At 71.6% G+C, this 17,215-nt stretch carries 18 protein-coding genes; 7 read left to right on the top strand and 11 right to left on the bottom strand.

The features are described from left to right. Positions 1–68: 68 nt before the first annotated feature. Complete coding sequence (locus EDD26_RS05625) at positions 69–1,307, bottom strand: FUSC family protein (protein WP_123696808.1); 1,239 nt, start codon at positions 1,305–1,307, stop codon at positions 69–71. Between the two features lie 142 nt (positions 1,308–1,449). Here EDD26_RS05625 and EDD26_RS05620 point away from each other — a divergent pair, with 142 nt between their 5' ends. Together EDD26_RS05620 and EDD26_RS05615 are read left to right on the top strand one after the other, a co-directional pair. Next, a complete protein-coding gene (locus EDD26_RS05620) occupies positions 1,450–1,695 on the top strand; it encodes a hypothetical protein (protein ID WP_123696807.1) in 246 nt (81 codons plus the stop codon). A 66-nt stretch (positions 1,696–1,761) separates the two neighbouring features. Then, positions 1,762–2,598, top strand: a complete 837-nt coding sequence (locus EDD26_RS05615) for a YncE family protein (RefSeq protein WP_123696806.1) — start codon at positions 1,762–1,764, stop codon at positions 2,596–2,598. Between the two features lie 51 nt (positions 2,599–2,649). Here EDD26_RS05615 and EDD26_RS05610 read toward each other — a convergent pair whose 3' ends face one another. Next, on the bottom strand, positions 2,650–2,832 hold the full coding sequence (locus EDD26_RS05610; protein WP_148058700.1) for a hypothetical protein: 183 nt from the start codon (positions 2,830–2,832) through the stop codon (positions 2,650–2,652). 748 nt (positions 2,833–3,580) lie between these two features. Between EDD26_RS05610 and EDD26_RS05605 the strand changes: the two genes are divergently transcribed. The 5 genes from EDD26_RS05605 to EDD26_RS05585 all read left to right on the top strand — a co-directional run bounded on the left by EDD26_RS05605 (position 3,581) and on the right by EDD26_RS05585 (position 8,508). Continuing rightward, positions 3,581–4,294, top strand: coding sequence for a FadR/GntR family transcriptional regulator (locus EDD26_RS05605; protein ID WP_123696804.1), 714 nt, complete (start codon positions 3,581–3,583; stop codon positions 4,292–4,294). After that, positions 4,291–5,157: an NAD(P)-dependent oxidoreductase gene (locus EDD26_RS05600; RefSeq protein ID WP_245989772.1), complete on the top strand. Its 867-nt coding sequence runs from the start codon at positions 4,291–4,293 to the stop codon at positions 5,155–5,157. The genes EDD26_RS05605 and EDD26_RS05600 overlap by 4 nt, the downstream gene beginning before the upstream one ends. Positions 5,158–5,273: 116 nt before the next feature. Continuing rightward, positions 5,274–6,614 (top strand): MFS transporter, encoded by a 1,341-nt coding sequence (locus EDD26_RS05595; RefSeq protein ID WP_123696803.1) that lies wholly within the window; start codon positions 5,274–5,276, stop codon positions 6,612–6,614. Continuing rightward, entirely contained in the window at positions 6,611–7,516 is a 906-nt protein-coding gene (locus EDD26_RS05590; protein WP_123696802.1) for a transketolase, read from the top strand. The genes EDD26_RS05595 and EDD26_RS05590 overlap by 4 nt, the downstream gene beginning before the upstream one ends. Continuing rightward, positions 7,513–8,508 (top strand): transketolase family protein, encoded by a 996-nt coding sequence (locus tag EDD26_RS05585; RefSeq protein WP_123696801.1) that lies wholly within the window; start codon positions 7,513–7,515, stop codon positions 8,506–8,508. The genes EDD26_RS05590 and EDD26_RS05585 overlap by 4 nt, the downstream gene beginning before the upstream one ends. A 352-nt stretch (positions 8,509–8,860) precedes the next feature. Here the strand turns inward: EDD26_RS05585 and EDD26_RS05580 are convergent, their stop codons facing one another. The 9 genes from EDD26_RS05580 to EDD26_RS05540 form a co-directional block, all read right to left on the bottom strand. Beyond that, the gene (locus EDD26_RS05580; protein WP_123698466.1) at positions 8,861–9,550 is read right to left on the bottom strand and encodes a GntR family transcriptional regulator; all 690 of its coding nucleotides are present in this window, start codon (positions 9,548–9,550) and stop codon (positions 8,861–8,863) included. Between the two features lie 70 nt (positions 9,551–9,620). Then, positions 9,621–10,400, bottom strand: a complete 780-nt coding sequence (locus EDD26_RS05575; protein WP_123696800.1) for an SDR family NAD(P)-dependent oxidoreductase — start codon at positions 10,398–10,400, stop codon at positions 9,621–9,623. Next, the gene (locus tag EDD26_RS05570; RefSeq protein ID WP_123696799.1) at positions 10,397–11,341 is read right to left on the bottom strand and encodes a sugar phosphate isomerase/epimerase family protein; all 945 of its coding nucleotides are present in this window, start codon (positions 11,339–11,341) and stop codon (positions 10,397–10,399) included. The genes EDD26_RS05575 and EDD26_RS05570 overlap by 4 nt, the downstream gene beginning before the upstream one ends. Next, a complete protein-coding gene (locus tag EDD26_RS05565) occupies positions 11,338–11,754 on the bottom strand; it encodes a putative quinol monooxygenase (protein WP_123696798.1) in 417 nt (138 codons plus the stop codon). The genes EDD26_RS05570 and EDD26_RS05565 overlap by 4 nt, the downstream gene beginning before the upstream one ends. Positions 11,755–11,779: 25 nt before the next feature. Then, positions 11,780–12,709 carry an NAD(P)-dependent oxidoreductase gene (locus EDD26_RS05560; protein WP_123696797.1) on the bottom strand — a complete coding sequence of 310 codons (930 nt, stop codon included), beginning with the start codon at positions 12,707–12,709 and terminating at the stop codon, positions 11,780–11,782. Positions 12,710–12,719: 10 nt separating this feature from the next. Next, complete coding sequence (locus tag EDD26_RS05555; protein WP_123696796.1) at positions 12,720–14,063, bottom strand: NAD(P)H-dependent oxidoreductase; 1,344 nt, start codon at positions 14,061–14,063, stop codon at positions 12,720–12,722. A gap of 136 nt (positions 14,064–14,199) precedes the next feature. After that, the gene (locus EDD26_RS05550; RefSeq protein ID WP_123696795.1) at positions 14,200–15,222 is read right to left on the bottom strand and encodes a TRAP transporter substrate-binding protein; all 1,023 of its coding nucleotides are present in this window, start codon (positions 15,220–15,222) and stop codon (positions 14,200–14,202) included. Between the two features lie 50 nt (positions 15,223–15,272). Continuing rightward, positions 15,273–16,595 (bottom strand): TRAP transporter large permease, encoded by a 1,323-nt coding sequence (locus tag EDD26_RS05545; protein WP_123696794.1) that lies wholly within the window; start codon positions 16,593–16,595, stop codon positions 15,273–15,275. Then, the gene (locus EDD26_RS05540; protein ID WP_170165539.1) at positions 16,595–17,146 is read right to left on the bottom strand and encodes a TRAP transporter small permease; all 552 of its coding nucleotides are present in this window, start codon (positions 17,144–17,146) and stop codon (positions 16,595–16,597) included. Before EDD26_RS05540 ends, EDD26_RS05545 begins: the two co-directional genes overlap by 1 nt. Positions 17,147–17,215 lie beyond the last annotated feature (69 nt).

Raw genomic sequence — 17,215 nt, 5'->3', positions numbered from 1 at the left:
CGAGGCACCCGCGACCGACACATCGGTACCGGAACCGGAGCAAGCGCGCGTCGCTGCCAGGCGCCCGGTCAGCGCGAGGGCTGCGGCGGCTGGGCGGAGGCCGCCCAGTCCACCCGCTCGCGCATCGCCCGCAGCGCGAAGACGACCGTCGCGACGCCCGACTGCGGCTCCTCGTGCGCGATCGAGCTGCGGTAGAGCGCGTCGATGGCCTCCTGCGAGGTCGCCGACGCGGCGTCGACGTCGCCGCGGTCGTGCCACGCGCGCAGCTGCACGGCGAGCGCCGCGACGGCATCGGCGGCGAGCCTCCGCTCGTCGCGCTCGAGCGTGATCTCGATCGGCCGGTCCCACGCTGCGGCCGCGAGCGCCTCAAGCACGTCGTCCATCCGGAAGACGACCGAGCGCAGCGCCGACACCGCCTGCTCGTCGGCGTCGAGGTCGTGCCGGTGCCACAGCATCCGCACGTTGAAGCGTCGCGCCTCACGCGCCTCGTCGACCTGCGCGTCGAGCGCGACGACCCGGTCGCGGAGCTCCGGGCCCCACCCCGCCCAGTCCTCACGCTCGGGTGGCCACTCGCCCCTGAGCGTGTCGGCGAGCACCTCCGTGCGCTCGGCGAGGTCGTCGACGGTGTCGTGGATCTGCTGCCGCGTCTCGCGGTCGTAGAGCGGCGGCATCGCCACGGCGTTCACGAGCACGCCGATCGCCATGCCGAGCGTGAACTGCCCGACGTAGCCGATCGCGTAGCCGTCGGCATCGACGCCGCCGAAGATGATGACGAGGAGCGCGACGACCGGCACGACCGTCGCGGCCTGGCCGAAGCGAGGGATGCCCTGCATGAGCACGGCGACCCCCGCGATGAGGCCGATCTTGGCGATGCCGGGCCACTCGACGGCGAGCAGGCCGATACCGATGATCGCGCCCACCAGCATGCCGATCGCCTGCCGCAGCGCGGTGCGAGCGACGGTGAAGATCGTGGTGCCGGTCGCGACGAACGCCCCGAGTGGCGCGGCGTAGGCGTAGTCGGCCAGATCGCCGCCCATCCGGTTGGCGAGCAGCCAGGCGGCCATCGCGGCGAGCGCCGCGCGCACGGCGATCGCGACGCGGAACATCGGCAGGGCGCGGGCGACCGAGCGCTTCGCCACGCGCGCGGCGGCCTTCGCGTCGGGCGCGGCCGCGGTCATGGGCGCGAGCGCGCCCTCACCGGTCACCTCGGGATCGGCGACGGATGCGGGCCCGGTGCCGGTCGTCGACGCCTCGTCGCGCCCACCCCCGTCGAGCGGGCCACCACGCGGCTCATCAGGTCGAGTCACGGAGCCACCGTAGTCCCCCATCGGGGGACGAAGCAGCCACCGGCGATCGCCGATGCCCAGCGCTCGCTGCTGAGCGCCCGGACGCTGCAGTCCCCGATGCTGAGAGCATGGGGGCGTGCGGAGCGCGGTGAGGATCGCGGCGATGGTCATCGCGGCCACGCTGCTCGCCGGCTGCGTGCCCGGGGCGCTCGTCCCGACGCCGAGTCCCGCCGCATCCGCGACGCGCTCGGCTGAGCCCGAGCCGTCGACGGCGCCGTCACCGACGCCGTCTCCGCAGGCCACCCCCGTGCTGCTGGCGACCCTCGCCGCGTCCGACGGGCTCGCGATCGTCGACCCGGACGCCAGGTCGCCGGTGCTCGACGTCGTCACGGTGGGGCGCGCGCCATAGGGCGTCGCCGCTACGGCCGACACCGCGTTCGTCGCGACCGCCGAGGGGCTCGCGGTCGTCGACCTCGTGAGCCGAGAGCGCACCGCGCTCCTGCCCTTCCTCCACGACGCGCAGCTGCATCCGCCAGGTTCCGACGCGTTCGGGGAGTACCGCGACGGCGGGCTCGGCATCGCCGTCTCGCCCGACGGCACGCGGGTGTACGTCGCGGTGCACCGCTGGCCGGACCCGGCTTGGCTCGAGGTCTTCGATGTGGCGCAGGGCGCCTTCACGGCGAGCGCCGACGTCGGCGTGCGCCCGTTCGACGTGCTCGCCGACCCCGAGGGCGAGTGGGTCGCGACCGTCGACCACGACAGCTACACCGTGTCGCTCGTCGACACCGCGACGCTCGAGGTCGAGCAGGTCGAGATCGCGCCGTTCGGCAACTTCGGCTTCGCGGGGTGGGAGAAGCCGCACTACGCCTCGCTGACCGACGACGGCCGGATCGCGCTGCCGTACCAGGGGCTTGTGACGGTGCTCCTCGATCCGGCGACCGGCGAGACCCAGCGGGTCGAGGCGTCGGCGAACTCGCACCAGCACGGCGTCGCGACCGCGCCCGACGGGCGGCTCGTCGCTGCCGGCACCGGGCCGTTCGGCACGGCGACCGGCGGCACGAACGTCTCCTTCCTCGACCCCTCGGACGGCGACGAGGTCGTCGTGCCGCTCGCGCACCCGCACGAGACCGTGGCGATCTGGCAGCCGGATGCCGACGGCGCCTGGGAGGCGGTGCTCGCCGGCGGCTTCACGCGCGACGGCTGGTGGGACGGACTGACGCTCGTCGAGCCCTCGGGCTCCATCCGCGAGGTGCCGCTCGAAGGGCGGCCTCAGCACGTCATCTCGGCGACCCTGCCGGCCGTGGCGCCCTGAGCACAGCGAAGCGGGGCCGTTCCGGTGGGAACGGCCCCGCTGGTGCTGCGGTCACGACAGCAGCGTGCGTGCGAGTGCGTCCATCGAGGCGCGATCGCGGGCTGCGACAGCGCGCTCGAAGGCGGCGGCTTCGCGGCGAACCTGCTCGGTGACGACTGGCTCCAGGGCCCAGCGCTCGAGCAGTCGCGAAGCACTCAGAGCGAGCCGGCGGGGAGCCGGCAGCGAGAGGGTCACGGTTGACATGGTGATGCTGCTTTCTGGCATGGCGATATAGGCCTGCGAATGGGCGAGCGATATCGCTGAAGGAATTGCGTGGGAATTGCGCGACGAGCTGCACCATTCGGTGCGGATGCGCGGAATGCGACGAGTGGCGGACGGGTCGCGATGGACTCGGCCGTGCAGCTGTCGCCGATCAGCGAGGGGTGAAGGAAGGCGCAGGGCTCAGATGCCTGCAGTGGCCTGGCGATCGCGACGCCGGTGATGGCATCGCGGGCCGGTGGCCCGTGCGCTCCGCGCTAGCGGATCCCGCCGGGGAGGAGGGCTCCAGTGGTCTGGATGTTGACGGTCATGAACACGAGCTCCTCCTTTCTCGACGTGCGGGAGTTCGCAAGAGCGAAGGTATACCGAGGTCGCGACGGAATGCAAGCGGGATCGCGGAATTGGGTGAATGAACTGTCGAATGGGGGACAGAGCGGGGTGGAATGGTCTCGACTCGGGTGGCGCGCGGGGCGCGCCGTCCGGCTCGACCAGCAGAGCGGGTGGCCTCGACTCGGGCGGCGCGCGGGGCGCGCCGTCCGGCTCGACCGGCAAGGCAAGGGCGCCGTCCGGCTCGACCGGCAAGAGGGAGAAGCGCGCTGGGCGGCTCGACCAGCAACGGCGCAGGATTGGTCAGACCAATGTTGACAAGGGGTCGGCGCGTGCCGTAGCGTCCTGCACATTGGTCAGACCAATCGGTCGGGCCACTCGATGACGAGGAGGCGACATGGACGAGACGCGCGAGGCGTTCGCGATCCAGCTGATCGGCCTCTCGACGCCCGAGCCCGACGGCTCCCGTCGCCTCTTCCCCGAGCGCGAGCTCTGCACCCGGCTCGACGTCAGCCGCGGCGCGCTCCGCGAGCGCCTCTCCGAGCTCGAGTCGATCGGCATCCTCTCCCGCCGCCAGGGCCACGGCACCTACCTGCAGGCACCCGGCCCCGACGTCATCCGCACGTACTTCACCACCATGCGCGCCCTCGGCTTCCTCGACTCGAGCGAGATCGCCGAGGCTCGCGAGATGCTCGAGACCGTCGTCGCCGTGCAGGCCGCGCGCCGCGCCGGCGACGCCGACGCCGAGCGCCTCCGCGACCTCGTCGACGAGATGGTCGCGTGCACCGCAGCGGGCGATCACGACCGCGCGACCGAGGCCGACCTGGCGTTCCACGCCGAGCTCTTCGCCATCGTCGCCAATCCGGTCTTCACGATGGTCCACAACGGGCTCGCCCACGCGCTCGCGCAGGCGATGCACGAGCGCCGAGCCGCCGCGATCGCCGCTGAGGGCGTCACCGCCGACGGACGGGCCGAGACCGACACCATCCACTACCCGATCGTCGAGGCGATCGCCGCGAACGACCCCGATGCCGCCCGCAGCGCGATCCGCCGGCACTTCGAGATCCACTCGCTCATCACGCTGGACACCGCCAAGGAGGGCACCCCGTGAGCACCCCATCCCCCGTCGTCTTCGTCGGACTCGGTGCCATCGGCACCCCGATGTCGCAGCGCATCGCGGCGGCCGGCTTCGCCGTCACCGGCGTCGACCCGTTCGAGGCGGCGCGCGAGCGCTCGGCAGCGGCCGGCATCCCCGCCGTCGCGAGCATCGCGGAGGCGCCCGCCGACGGCGACGTCGTCGTCATGGTCGCCACGCCCGACCAGCTCGACGAGCTCGTCGCGCAGGCGACCTCCGCGGGCGTCGCCGCGGGACGCACGTGGGTCGTCATGTCGACCGTCGGCCCGGATGCCGTCCGTCGCGCCGGCGAGCAGCTCACGGCGGCGGGCGCCCGCGTCGTCGACGCGCCCGTCACGGGCGGCGTCGCCCGCGCCACGACCGGCGAGCTCATCATCTTCGCCTCAGGCGCGGAGCAGGACCTCGCCGCGACCGCCGACCTGCTCCGGCCGCTCGGCACCGCGCGCATCGTCGGCACCGACCTCGGGCAGGGCCAGGCGATCAAGGTCGTCAACCAGCACCTCTGCTCGGTGCACATCGTCGCGGCGGCCGAGGCGCTCGCGCTCGGCGCGGCGCTCGGGCTCGACAAGGCCGATGTGCTCGACCTCGTCGGCGGCGGCGCGGCCGGCAGCTGGATGCTCAGCGACCGCGGCCCCCGCATGCTGCAGGGCGCCGATGCCGAGGTCACCAGCACGATCGGCATCTTCGTCAAGGACTCCGGCCTGGTCGCGGATGCGGCCGCCGGCGTCGGCGCGGAGGTGCCGGTGCTCGCCGCCGCCCGCGAGCGCTACCTGCTCGCCGCATCCGCGGGGCTCGAGCGCCGCGACGACAGCAGCGTCATCGAGACCTACCAGCACTAGAACACGCGGCTCGGCCCCCCGGTCCGAGCGCAGCTCCCGCCACGGCCGATCCCGGCACGGGCTCACCACGCACGCACCCAGCACGAACGCCCGCGAGGCATGTTCGAGGAGGAACCATGTCCACCAGCAGCACCACCGACGCGCAGCCGCCCGTCGCGAAGAAGGACAACGCCGTCAAGGTGTCGCTCGCGTCGATGATCGGCACGGTCGTCGAGTCCTACGACTTCTTCATCTACGCGACCGCATCCGCCACCTACTTCGGCGCCGTGTTCTTCGCGACCGACGACCCGCTGGTCGGCGCGCTCGCCTCGTTCGCGACCCTCGCGATCGGCTTCCTCTTCCGTCCGCTCGGCGGCTACCTCGCCGGCCACTTCGGTGACCGCATCGGCCGCAAGCGCGTGCTCATCTGGTCGCTCGTGGTGATGGGCGTGGTGACGACGCTCATCGGCGTGCTGCCGACCTTCGCGACGATCGGCATCGCCGCGCCGATCATGCTCATCCTGCTGCGCGTCATCCAGGGCGTCGCCTACGGCGCCGAGTGGGGCGGCGCGGTGCTCATGGCCGTCGAGCACGCGCCCACGCACCGCCGCGGCTTCTTCGGCGCGCTGCCGCAGATCGGTATTCCCGGCGGCCTGCTCGTCGCCAACGGCACCATCCTCGCGACGAGCGGCCTGCCGGGCGACTGGGCCTGGCGCGTGCCGTTCCTGCTCGCGAGCGTCATGGTGATCATCGGCCTCTTCATCCGCCTCAAGGTGGCCGAGAGCCCCGCGTTCGAGCAGGCGAAGGAGCAGGGCGAGCTGCTCAAGCAGCCCGCGCTCGAGACCCTCAAGCAGGACTGGCGCGTGATCGTCCGCATCATCGGCCTGCGCCTCGCCGAGACCGGCGGCTACTACGTGACCACCGCGTTCACCGTCACCTACGTCGGCCTCGCCTCCATCACGGCCGGCTCGAACGTGCTGATCGGCACGCTCGTCGGATCGGCGCTCGGGCTCGGCAGCCACCTGCTCTTCGGCGCGCTGAGCGATCGGATCGGCCGCAAGAAGGTCTTCCTCATCGGCTCGGTCTTCACGATCCTGTTCGGCATCCCGATGTTCCTGCTCATCAACACGGGCTCGCTCGTCATGATCGTCATCGCGATCGCGCTCTCGCTGCTGCTGAGCCACGACCCGATCTTCGCGGTCGAGTCGAGCTGGTTCTCCGAGCTCTTCCCCGCCAACCGCCGCACCTCGGGCATCTCGCTCGGCTACAACGGCGCCGCCATCATCGCCGGCTTCCTGCCCTTCATCGCCACCGCCGCCTACGGGTGGATGGGCTGGATGGGCCCGGCGCTGCTGCTCACCCTGCTCGGCGTCATCTCGACGCTGACCGCGATCACGGCTCGCGAGACCGCGCCCGCCGTGGTCGGCGCATCCGCCGCCGCATCCGACACCCGCATCGCAGAGAGGGTCTCCGCATGACCATCGCCGACACCGCCGCCCGCGTCGCGGGCAAGGACGGCCGCAGCCGCGACGAGCGCATCACCGCCGTCGCCGACAGCGCCTACCGCGCTCGCCACCACGCCCTCGACATGGGCGAGGTGCAGGGACAGGGCTACGTCGGGCAGGCGCTCGGCGCCGCCGACATGATGGCCGCCGTCTATGCCGACCAGCTGCGCTACGACCCGGCCGACCCGCACTGGGAGGGACGCGACCGCTTCCTGCTCTCCACCGGGCACTACGCGATCGGCTTCTACGCCGCGATCGCCGACGCGGGCATCGTGCCCGTCGAGGAGCTGCTCACCTACGCGACCGACGACTCACGCCTGCCGATGTCGGGCATGGCGTCGTACACGCCGGGCATGGAGATCTCGGGCGGCTCGCTCGGCCACGGCCTGACGGTCGCGGTGGGCATGGCGCTCGCGCTGCGGCTGCAGGGCCGCTCGGACCAGCGCGTCATCAACTTCCTCTCCGACGGCGAGCTCGACGAGGGCTCGACGTGGGAGGCCGCGATGGGCGCCGCCCACCACCGCCTCGGCAACCTCACGGCGATGATCGACATGAACGCGCTGCAGGCCGACGGCCCGACCGCTTCGGTGCTGCGCATCGAGCCGGTCGAGGAGAAGTGGCGCGCGTTCGGCTGGCACGCCATCCGCATCGACGGCAACGACCCGGCGGCGCTCATCGACGCGCTCGACGAGTGCGCGGCGATCGCCACGGCAGACGGCCAGCCGCAGGTCATCATCTGCGACACGAAGGTCGGGCGCGGCGTGCCGCTGCTCGAGGAGCGCGAGAAGGCGCACTTCATGCGCATCGAGGAGCACGAGTGGCAGATCTGCCGCGAGCAGCTCACCGCAGGACGCGAGCAGGAGGCAGCACGATGACCACGGCCACGAAGCCCAAGGGGCTCAGCACGAGCGCGATGATCGCGTCGTTCGCAGACCCCGGCCAGCGCACCGAGTCGGCCCCGTTCGGCCACGCCCTCGCGGCGCTCGCCGAGCAGGACGAGCGGATCGTCGGCCTCACCGCCGACCTCGGCAAGTACACCGACATGCACATCTTCGCCGAGGCGCATCCCGAGCGCTTCTTCCAGATGGGCATGAGCGAGCAGCTGCTCTTCGGCGCCGCCGCCGGCATGGCGGAGCTCGGCCTCGTGCCGTTCGCGTCGACCTACTCCGTCTTCGCGGCGCGCCGGGCGTACGACTTCATCGCCCTCGACATCGCCGAGCCGAACCTCAACGTCAACGTGGTGGGCGGCCTCCCGGGCCTCACGACCGGCTACGGTCCGAGCCACCAGGCCACAGAGGACATGGCGATCTTCCGCGGCCTGCCGAACCTCACGATCGTCGACCCGTGCGACGCGCTCGACATCGCGCAGTCGGTGCCGCAGCTCGCCGCGCACGACGGCCCCACCTACCTGCGCCTGCTGCGCGGCAAGGTGCCGGCGGTGCTCGACGAGTACGACTACACGTTCGAGCTCGGCAAGGCCAAGGTGCTGCGCGTCGGCGCCGACGTCGTGCTCGTCTCGTCGGGCCTCATGACCATGCGCGCGCTGCAGGCGGCGGATGCGCTGGCGGCCCACAAGGTCGACGTGGCGGTCGTGCACTCCCCCACGATCAAGCCGTTCGACGCGGAGACCGTGCTCGCGGAGCTCGACACCCCGCGGCTCGCGTTCACGCTCGAGAACCACACGGTGGTCGGCGGGCTGTTCTCGGCCACGGCCGACGCCGCCGCGCAGCGGGGCCTCGGCAAGCGGATCGTGCCGATCGCGCTGCCGGACGAGTTCCTCGACGCCGGCGCGCTGCCGACGCTGCACGAGCGCTACGGCCTGTCGAAGGACCGCATCGTCGCGAAGGTGCTGGCCGAGCTGGGCTGAGGTGCGCACGAGGAGGGGAGGGGCGTCGAGCCCCGCCCCTCCGTCGTCCGCTCTCCGGTACCGATCTGCGGGTGCGGCTCGCCCGCATCCGCAGATCGGTACCGCAAATCGCAGTCCGCGGCGTTTGTGGCACCGATGTGCCTGCCAAAGGCGCCGGGAAGCGACAAGTCGGTACCGCAACCCGCAGGTCGGAGCGCTTTGCGGTACGGATGTGTCGCTCGAAGGCGCCAGTAGGCGACCACTCGGTACCGCAACCCGCAGGTCTCACCACTTCCCAGGCACGAGGCGCCCGTCGCAGCATGAGCTGGCGGCGACTCGGTGCCGCATGCGACTGCGGGCCGCGACCCAGCGCTCAGCGGCTGAGCGACGCCTCCATGCGAGCCGCGATCACGTCGCGCGCCGACGTGTTGTGGGCGCGCAGCACCCCGCGCGCCAGGTCGGCGTCGCCGCTCGCGATCGCCTCGACGATCGGCGCGTGCCGAGCCGCCGACATGTTCGCGATCGCGGTCTCCTGACCGGCCGCGGTGATGACCGCGCGCGCGAGCCCGCTCACCCGCCGCCACGATTCGACGAGCGTGTGGTTGCCGCTCGCAATGCAGATGGCCTCGTGGAACGCCAGGTCGGCCGCGACCTGATCGGCGATCGACGCCTGCTCGCTCTCCTCCATGCGCGCGAGCGCCTCGCGCAGCTGCGGCACGACCTCGTCGAGGTCGTCGCGCTGGCACACGACCTCGGCCGCCGCCGACTCGAGCGCGAAGCGCACGTCGAAGATCTCCCGCACCTCCTCGGGCGTGACGACGCGCACCGAGAGGCGGCCGCGCGCATCCTTCGACAGCAGGCCCTCCTCCTCGAGGTGGCGCAGCGCCTCGCGCAGCGTGCCGCGGGAGACCCCGAGCGATGCGCTCAGCTCGGTCTCGGCGAGGTGCGTGCCCGGCGCGAGCTCGCCGGTGCTCACAGCCGAGCGGAGCCGGTCGAGGATCAGCTCACGCCGTGTGACGCGCTCGATCGATCCCAGGGATCGGAACTGCGCATCGACTGTCATGTTGCCCACGGTATCGAGCATTCCTTCCTCGTGCCTCGCGAAGCGGGGGACGGATCAGCGCGTGCTGCGCTCAGTGGAGGTGGCTGGCGCCGTTGATGTCGATGTTCGTGCCCTGGAGGTAGGCGGCATCATCGCTCGAGAGGAACGCGAAGACGGCGGCGATCTCTTCGGTCGAAGCGACCCGGCCGATGGGGATGTCGGCGGCGAGCTTGGCCTCCGACTCGGGCGTGGAGCCGACCCGGATGTTCGTGTCGACCGCCCCGGGGGTGACGGAGTTGACGGTGACGCCCGAGTCGGCGATCTCACGGGCGAGCGCCTTCGTGAAGCCGAGGATCGCGGCCTTCGCAGCCGAGTAGGGCACCTTGCCGAAGACGCCGCCGCCACGCTGGGCGGAGACCGACGACATGTTGACGATGCGGCCCCAGCCGGCGTCGAGCATCGCGGGCAGGAACGCCTTCGTGACCAGGTAGGTGCCGGTGGCGTTGACCGCCATGACCTTGTTCCAGAGCGCCAGGTCGGTCTCGAGGAACGGGACAGGCGACGTGATGCCGGCGATGTTCGCGAGCGCGCCGACGGCGGGCAGCCGGCCGGCGTCGACCTCGGCCTGCACGGCGGCGTGGGCCGCGGTGACGGATGCCTCGTCGGCGACGTTCGCGGCGGTGCCGAAGGCGGGCACGCCGTGCCGCTCGCCGATCTCGGCGGCGACCTGCGCGGCGCGGTCGCCGTCGAGGTCGAGGATGGCGATCGCCCAGCCGTCGCGGGCGTAGCGGTCGGCGACGGTCATGCCGATGCCGCGCTCGGACGCCGCGCCGGTGATCACGGCAGTGCGCTCGGTCGTGGTGCTGGTCATGATGCTCCTTGGATGTTCAGGGACGGATCGGAGAGGTCTGGATCGGCGTCGAGGCCGGCGACGAGCGGCGCCATGCGGGCTGCCGCGTCGCGGATCGCGCCGACGCGGGCGGCGCGCGCCTCGTCGCTCAGCGCGCCGGTCGCGTCGTCCGCGTAGGCGCGCGAGGGCAGCTCGAGCGCGAATCCGCCCGCGTAGCCGATGCCGCCGAGCGCTTCGAGCGCGGCGGCGAAGTCGACCTCGCCGTCACCGATCGCTCGGCTGAACTCGCCGGCGACGGCGTCGCGCAGGTGCACGTGGGCGATGCCATCGCCCCACGCGCGGATGGTGTCGACGAGGTCGTCGCCCGCGGCGACGACGTGCGCGACGTCGAGGATTGGCCGCACGCCGCTGCCGGCGAGGCGCGCGTGCAGCGCGTCGGCGCGCTCGCGGTCGAAGCAGAGCCGCAGGAAGTGCAGCGACTCGACCCACAGCTCGACGCCGTGGTCGGTCGCGAGCTGCCCGGCGCGCACGAGCGCGGCGGCGACCCGGTCGAGGTCGGCGTCGAGGTCGACGATGGGCTCGTGATCCAGGGCGCCGCAGGGCAGCACGAGCGCGTCGGCGCCGATCGCGGCGGTGAGGCGCACGAGGCGCTCGACGTGCGCCGCCTGCGCGTCGGTGTCGGCATCCGGGTCGTTGAACGCCCCGACGTCGCTGTTGACGCTGCGCACCCGCAGGTCGTGGGCGGCGATGGTGGCGGCGACCTGCTCGATCGCGGCGTCGTCGAGCTCGTAGGGCACGTGGTCGCAGACGCCGGGCAGCGCGCCGAGGTCGATCTCGGCGAACCCGAGCCGCTCGATCTCGGCCAGCGCCTGCTCGAGCGTCAGGTGCTGGAACGAGATGGTCGAGCACCCGAGCCTGCTGGGCAGCAGCGACCCGGGGAGCCCGGCGACGACGTCGGTCATGGCAGCACGACGCCCTTGCGCGCGTCGCCCATGGGGATGGGGGTGTAGCGGGTCACCTCGACCGGGCTCGCGAGCAGTCCCTCGAGCTCGACGTTGAAGTCGGCGACCGGCGCGGCGGCGCCGTGCGCGTCGAGGGTCGCGGCGGAGTCCCAGTGCTCGATCATCGCGATCGTGCCGTCCTCGGCCTCCTGGATCGCGTAGAGGTTGCAGCCCTCCTCCTCGTGCACGCGCGGGATGACGCGCTGCATCGCGGCGAGCACCTGCTCGCGCTTGCCCTCGGCGGGGCGGAAGATGGCGGTGACCACCAGCGGTGCGTCGGTGCTGGATGCGTCGCTGCCAGGCGCGTCGGTGCTGGTCGCGTCGGTGCCGGTCACGTCGGGGTTGGATCCGTCGGGTGCGGTCGAGTCGGTCATGGCTGTTCCCTCGTGTCTGTCGTCGTCAGCGCTGCGGCCGACGGATCGTCTGGTAGATGCCGGAGTGGTCGAGGCCGCCGTCGCCGGCGGCGGATGCGGCCTCGAAGAGCGCGAGCGCCGTGCGGGCGGCGTCGAGCCGCAGCCCCGCGTCGTCGGCCGCTTCGCGCGCGAAGCGGAGGTCCTTCACCTGGTAGTCGATCGTGCCGCCGGGCTCGAACGACTCGGTGATCCAGTGGTGCCGCTTCTGCCGCAGCACCTCGCTCGAGGCGAGCCCGGAGCCGAGCGCGTCAGCGAGGGTCTCGGCGTCGATGCCGCTCGCGCGGGCGAGGGCGAAGGCCTCCGACAGCGCGGTGACCGTCTCGGCGACGATGAGCTGGTTGCACAGCTTGGCCATCGCGCCGGTGCCGGTGCCACCCATCCGCGTCACGCGCGAGGCGCACGGCTCGAGCAGCTCGGCGAGCTCGGCGACCTGGCGCTCGCTGCCGCCGACGAAGAAGCTGATGCGGCCCTCGGCCGCACCGAGCACGCCGCCCGACATCGGTGCGTCGACGACGTCGATGCCCTGGGCCGCGAGCTCGTCGGCCAGCTCGCGCAGCGCGACCGGCGAGACCGTGCCGTGCACGACGAGCATCGGATGCTCGACGCCGGCCGCCCGCCAGCCGGCGAGCAGCCCGTCGTCGCCCTCGAGCACCTCGCGCACCTGCGGCAGGTCGGGCAGCGCGGTGAGGACCACCTCGGCCGCCGCGGCGGCGGGCGTCGTGGCGACCACGACATCCGCCGCCCCGTCGCGCCGTGCCTCATCGCGCCGTGCCTCCTCACGCAGGGCCTCCTCACGCAGGGCCTCGGCACGCGACGCGCTGCGGTTCCAGACCGTCAGCGCGCCGCGCGCCGCGAGCCTGCGCGCCATCGGCAGGCCCATGGCACCCAGCCCGAGGAGGCTCAGCGAGCGGCTCATGAGGATCGGATCACGCCGCGGCTGCAGCGGCGAGCGCCTCGGTCTCGCGGCGCAGCTCGATGGCCTGCGCGAGCGAGTCATCGACCTCGACATCGTCCCAGCGCACGCTCTCGCCCTGCTTGATGTCGTTCTTGAGCGGCACGTGGTGCGCGAGCGCGACCGGCAGGTAGCCCTCGGCGACCGACGTGCGGGCCGAGACGAGCTTGCCGTAGACCGCGAAGCCGCCCTCGCCGTCGAGCGTGTCGCCCGCGGCCAGGTCCTTCTTGGCGGTCGCCACGACATCCGCCGTGAAGCCGATGGCCGTGCCCGTCGCGACGCCGCGCAGCACCGCGTTCGCGATCGAGACGTTGAGCTCGAGACCGACGTAGTGGTACGGGCGGTAGAGCGCCGCGTACTGCCCGGTCGGGTCCGGGTGCCACGGGTACTCCTGGAAGCACTCGGAGACGTAGTCGTTGGTCGCCTTCACGACCACGAACACGCCCTCCTGGGTGTTGTGGGGGATCCAGTCACCCTCGCGGGTGTAGCTCGACATCACGTCGACGGTGCCCTCGTGCGAGAGCACGCCGCCGACCGACTCCGGACGGCAGACCGTGGCGATCTCCTCGAGGTTGCCGGGCGTGAAGCTGAGGCCGGCGTCGCCGGGGACGAGGCCCGCAGCGTTGGCGACGGCTGCCATCTCGATGGCGGCCTTCGTGCCGTCGCGGAACGACGTGTGCATGTAGGGGTTGAGCTGGCCGGACTGCTTGAGCTCGTCCGAGAACTCCCAGTGGTCCCACACGTTGTCGGGGTTCATCTGGTTGTAGCCGGGCAGGTACTTCGCGCCCTTGCCGGCGCAGACGACGTCGAAGCCGCTCGTGCGCGCCCAGTCGACGAGCTCCCAGATGAGCGCGGGCTGGTCGCCGAACGCCATCGAGTAGACGACGCCCGCCTCCTTCGCGCGCTTCGCGAGCGCCGGGCCGGCGAGGGCGTCGGCCTCGACCGTCACCATCATCACGTGCTTGCCGGAGTCGATCGCGGCGAGCGCGTGCTTGATGCCGACGATCGGGTTGCCCGTCGCCTCGACGATCACGTCGATGTCGGTGCGGAAGAGGTCCATCGCGTTCGCGATGACGGCCGTCTTGCCCTCGGACAGGTCGTCGACCGAGTCGACGATGGCGTCCTCCGGCCAGCCGACGCGGGCGAGGGACTCGCGGGCGCGCGCCGTGTTGATGTCGGCGATCGCGAGTACGCGGACGCCGGGGATGTTGCGGGCCTGCGAGAGGTACATCGTCCCGAACCGGCCGGAGCCGATCAGGCCGACGCGGATCGGCTGGCCCTGTGCTTCGCGCTCCTTGAGCAGCTCGTGCAGGTTCATGGTCGCTCTCCTGAGATGTGGGATGTCGGGGATCGAGGGGTGGGGCCGCGCAGCCTGGGTGCTCGGATGCGGCGGGTCGTCCGGCCGGAAGACCGGAGGGGGTGGCGGGGCCCCGTGAGAGGGGCCCCGCCGTCGGTCACATGCCGCGGATCTGCTCAACCCAGGTCTGGACCTGCTCGGGCAGGCCCTCGACGACGGGCTGCGTCGCCTCGACCCATGCCTCGCGGTCGGTCACCTCGGAGAACGTCGCGCCGCCCTCCTCGAGCTCGGCCCGGTACTCCTCCATCTGGGTGATGGTGTTCTCGGTGTACTCCTCGCCGACCTGCGCGGCCGCGGTGCGGATGATCTCCTGCTGCGACTCGGGCAGGCCCACGAGGGCGTCCTCCCAGAGGATGAAGTGGTAGTTCGCGTACATGTGCTCGGTCTCGGCGATGTACGGGTTCACCTCGTGGATGGAGTTGAACAGGATCGCGTCGAGCGGGTTCTCCTGGCCGTCGATGACTCCCGACTCCAGCGCCGAGTAGACCTCGTTGAACGGCAGGGCCTCGGCGCGGGCGCCGATCGCCTCCCACGTCGCGAGCATCGTCGGAGCGCTGGGCGTGCGGATGGTGAGGCCCTGCACGTCGTCGATCGAGTCGACCGGCTCGCTCGTGGTGAGCATGCGCGGTCCGCGGTACATGTTGCCGAGCGGCTCGTAGCCGGAGGCCTCGCTGACCGCGTCGACGATCTCGGTGCCGAGCTCGCCGCCCCAGACGCTCTCGAACTGCTCGTAGTCCTCGTAGAGGAACGGCGCCGTCTCGACGCTCGCGAGGTCGGTGTACGACTCGAGCGAGAGGAGGCTCTCGATGACGATGTCGGTCGATCCGAGCTGCAGGCCCTCGATCATCTCCTCCCAGGTGCCGAGCGTCGAGGCGGGGTGCACCTCGACGGTGATGTTGCCGTCGGAGGCCTCCGAGACGAGCTCGGCGAAGCGCTCGGCGGCGACCTGGCGGGCGTCCTCCTCGCTGCCGGCGTGGCCGAGCACGAGGGTGAGCGGGGCGGCGGCGTCGCCCTCGCCGCCTGTCGATGCCGGAGCGGAGTCGCTCGGGCGGCAGCCCGTCAGGGCGATGAGGGCGATGGCGCCGACCGCGACGCTGCGGACGATGGTGCGCTGGTGCATGATGCTCCTTGCTTGGGTTGGGGTAGAGGTGGGGGAAGGGGTTCGGGCGATCACTGCAGCAGCAGGTTCGGGAGCCAGAGGGAGATCTCGGGCACGAACGTGATGAGCAGCAGGAAGAGGAGGCCGGCGAGCAGGAAGGGCACGACGGCCTTCACCGCTCGGAGCATCGAGACCTTGCCGATCTCGGCCGCGAGCATCAGTCCGATGCCGACGGGCGGGGTGAGGAGGCCGATGCTCAGGTTGACGACGATGATGATGCCGAGGTGGACGGGGTCGATGCCAGCAGCGGTCGCGACCGGCAGCAGGATCGGCGTGAGGATGATCAGCGCGGCGTTGGCCTCGATGAACATGCCCGCGACGAGCAGCACGGCGTTGATGAGCAGCAGCAGGATGATCGGGTTGCTCGTGATGCCGAAGATCGCCTCGGCGGCCTGCTGCGGCACGAGGCCGAGCGTGAGCGCCCACGAGTAGATCTGCGCGGCGGCGAGCACCAGCATGATGAGGCCGACGATGAGGGCCGAGTCGGCCATCCCGAACAGGAACTTCCTCCACGTCAGCTCGCGGTAGACGAAGATGCCGACGAGCAGGGCGTAGACGACGGCCACGGCCGCGGCCTCGGTGGGCGTGAACCAGCCGAAGCGGATGCCGCCGAGGATGATGAAGGGCAGCAGCAGCGCCGGCGTGGCCTTCCAGAGCGACGACCAGAACGGCGGGCGCTCCTCCTTGGGGATGGTGCCGATCGGCCGGTTCAGGGCCTTCGCCTCGGCGATCGCCTCGTCGGTGAAGCCGAGCGACTTCGAGGTGAAGTGCACGACGAGCATGAGGATGGCGACGTAGAGGAACGCGGGCACGATGCCGGCGAAGAAGAGCGCGCCGATCGACGTGCCGCTCACGACGCCGTAGACGATCATCGTGATCGACGGCGGCATGATCGGGTCGACGACCGGTGCGGCCGCCATGACGGCGGATGCGTAGGCCGGCTTGTACTTGCGCTGCTTCATCGCGGGGATGAGGATGCGCCCGAGGCTCGAGATGCTCGCGACCGCGGAGCCCGAGATGCCGCCGAAGAGCAGCGACGAGAGCACGGTCGTCTGCGCGATGCCGGCGCGCATGCCGCCGACGATCGAGTCGGCGAGGTCGAGCATCCGCTTCGTCATGCCGCCCTCGTTCATGACCGCACCGGCGAGCACGAACAGCGGGATGGCGAGGAGGGGGAACGGGGTCATGCCCGCGACGAGGCGCTGGGCGCCGACCGACAGTGGCGCGTCGGTCGTGAGCCAGATGGCGACGAACGAAGCTGCGGCGAGTGCGAATCCGACCGGCACGCGCAGCAGCATCGCTGCGCCGAAGGTCGACAAGATGGTGGGGCCCATCACACCTCTCCCTTGACGATGATCAGGTCTTCCGGCTGGTAGATCAGCGGAGGGTTGAGGGGGTCCTCGTCCTCGCCGGCGTTGAAGTTCAGCCACCACGCCTCGATCACGAAGATGAGGGCGATCGCCGAGCCGACGGGGACCGCGAGCGCGACCCAGCCGGTGGAGATGTCGAGGCCGGGAGCGGTGCGGCTCCACGAGGCGCCGAGGCCCTCGATGCCGAACCAGAGCAGCAGCAGCAGCGCGCCGGCGACGATGAGCGTGGCGACGGTGTCGATGGTGCGCGAGAGCCACTGGCGGTACTTCACGTACTCCCAGATGTCGAGCACCATGTGGCGGCCGCGACGCACGCCCAGGGCGATGGCCAGCATGGCGAGCCACACGAACGAGTACGACCCGAGCTCCGACGTCCACGCGGATGAGTCCTGCGTGACGTAGCGCGCGAGCACCTGCCACATGACTGCGAAGATGACGACCGCCAGCAGGGCGACGCACACCACCTGCAGCACGAGGTCCAAGCCGGAGAGCACCCGGCTGACAGCTCTCTTCATCGATCGCTCCTTTGCGATGCGGCCGGTTGATCCGGCGTCTTGCATGAGTGAACCAAGGTTGCGTTCTAC

This window comes from Agrococcus jenensis, from assembly GCF_003752465.1.
GTDB lineage: Bacteria > Actinomycetota > Actinomycetes > Actinomycetales > Microbacteriaceae > Agrococcus > Agrococcus jenensis.
This window is presented reverse-complemented; position numbering and strand designations above follow the sequence as displayed.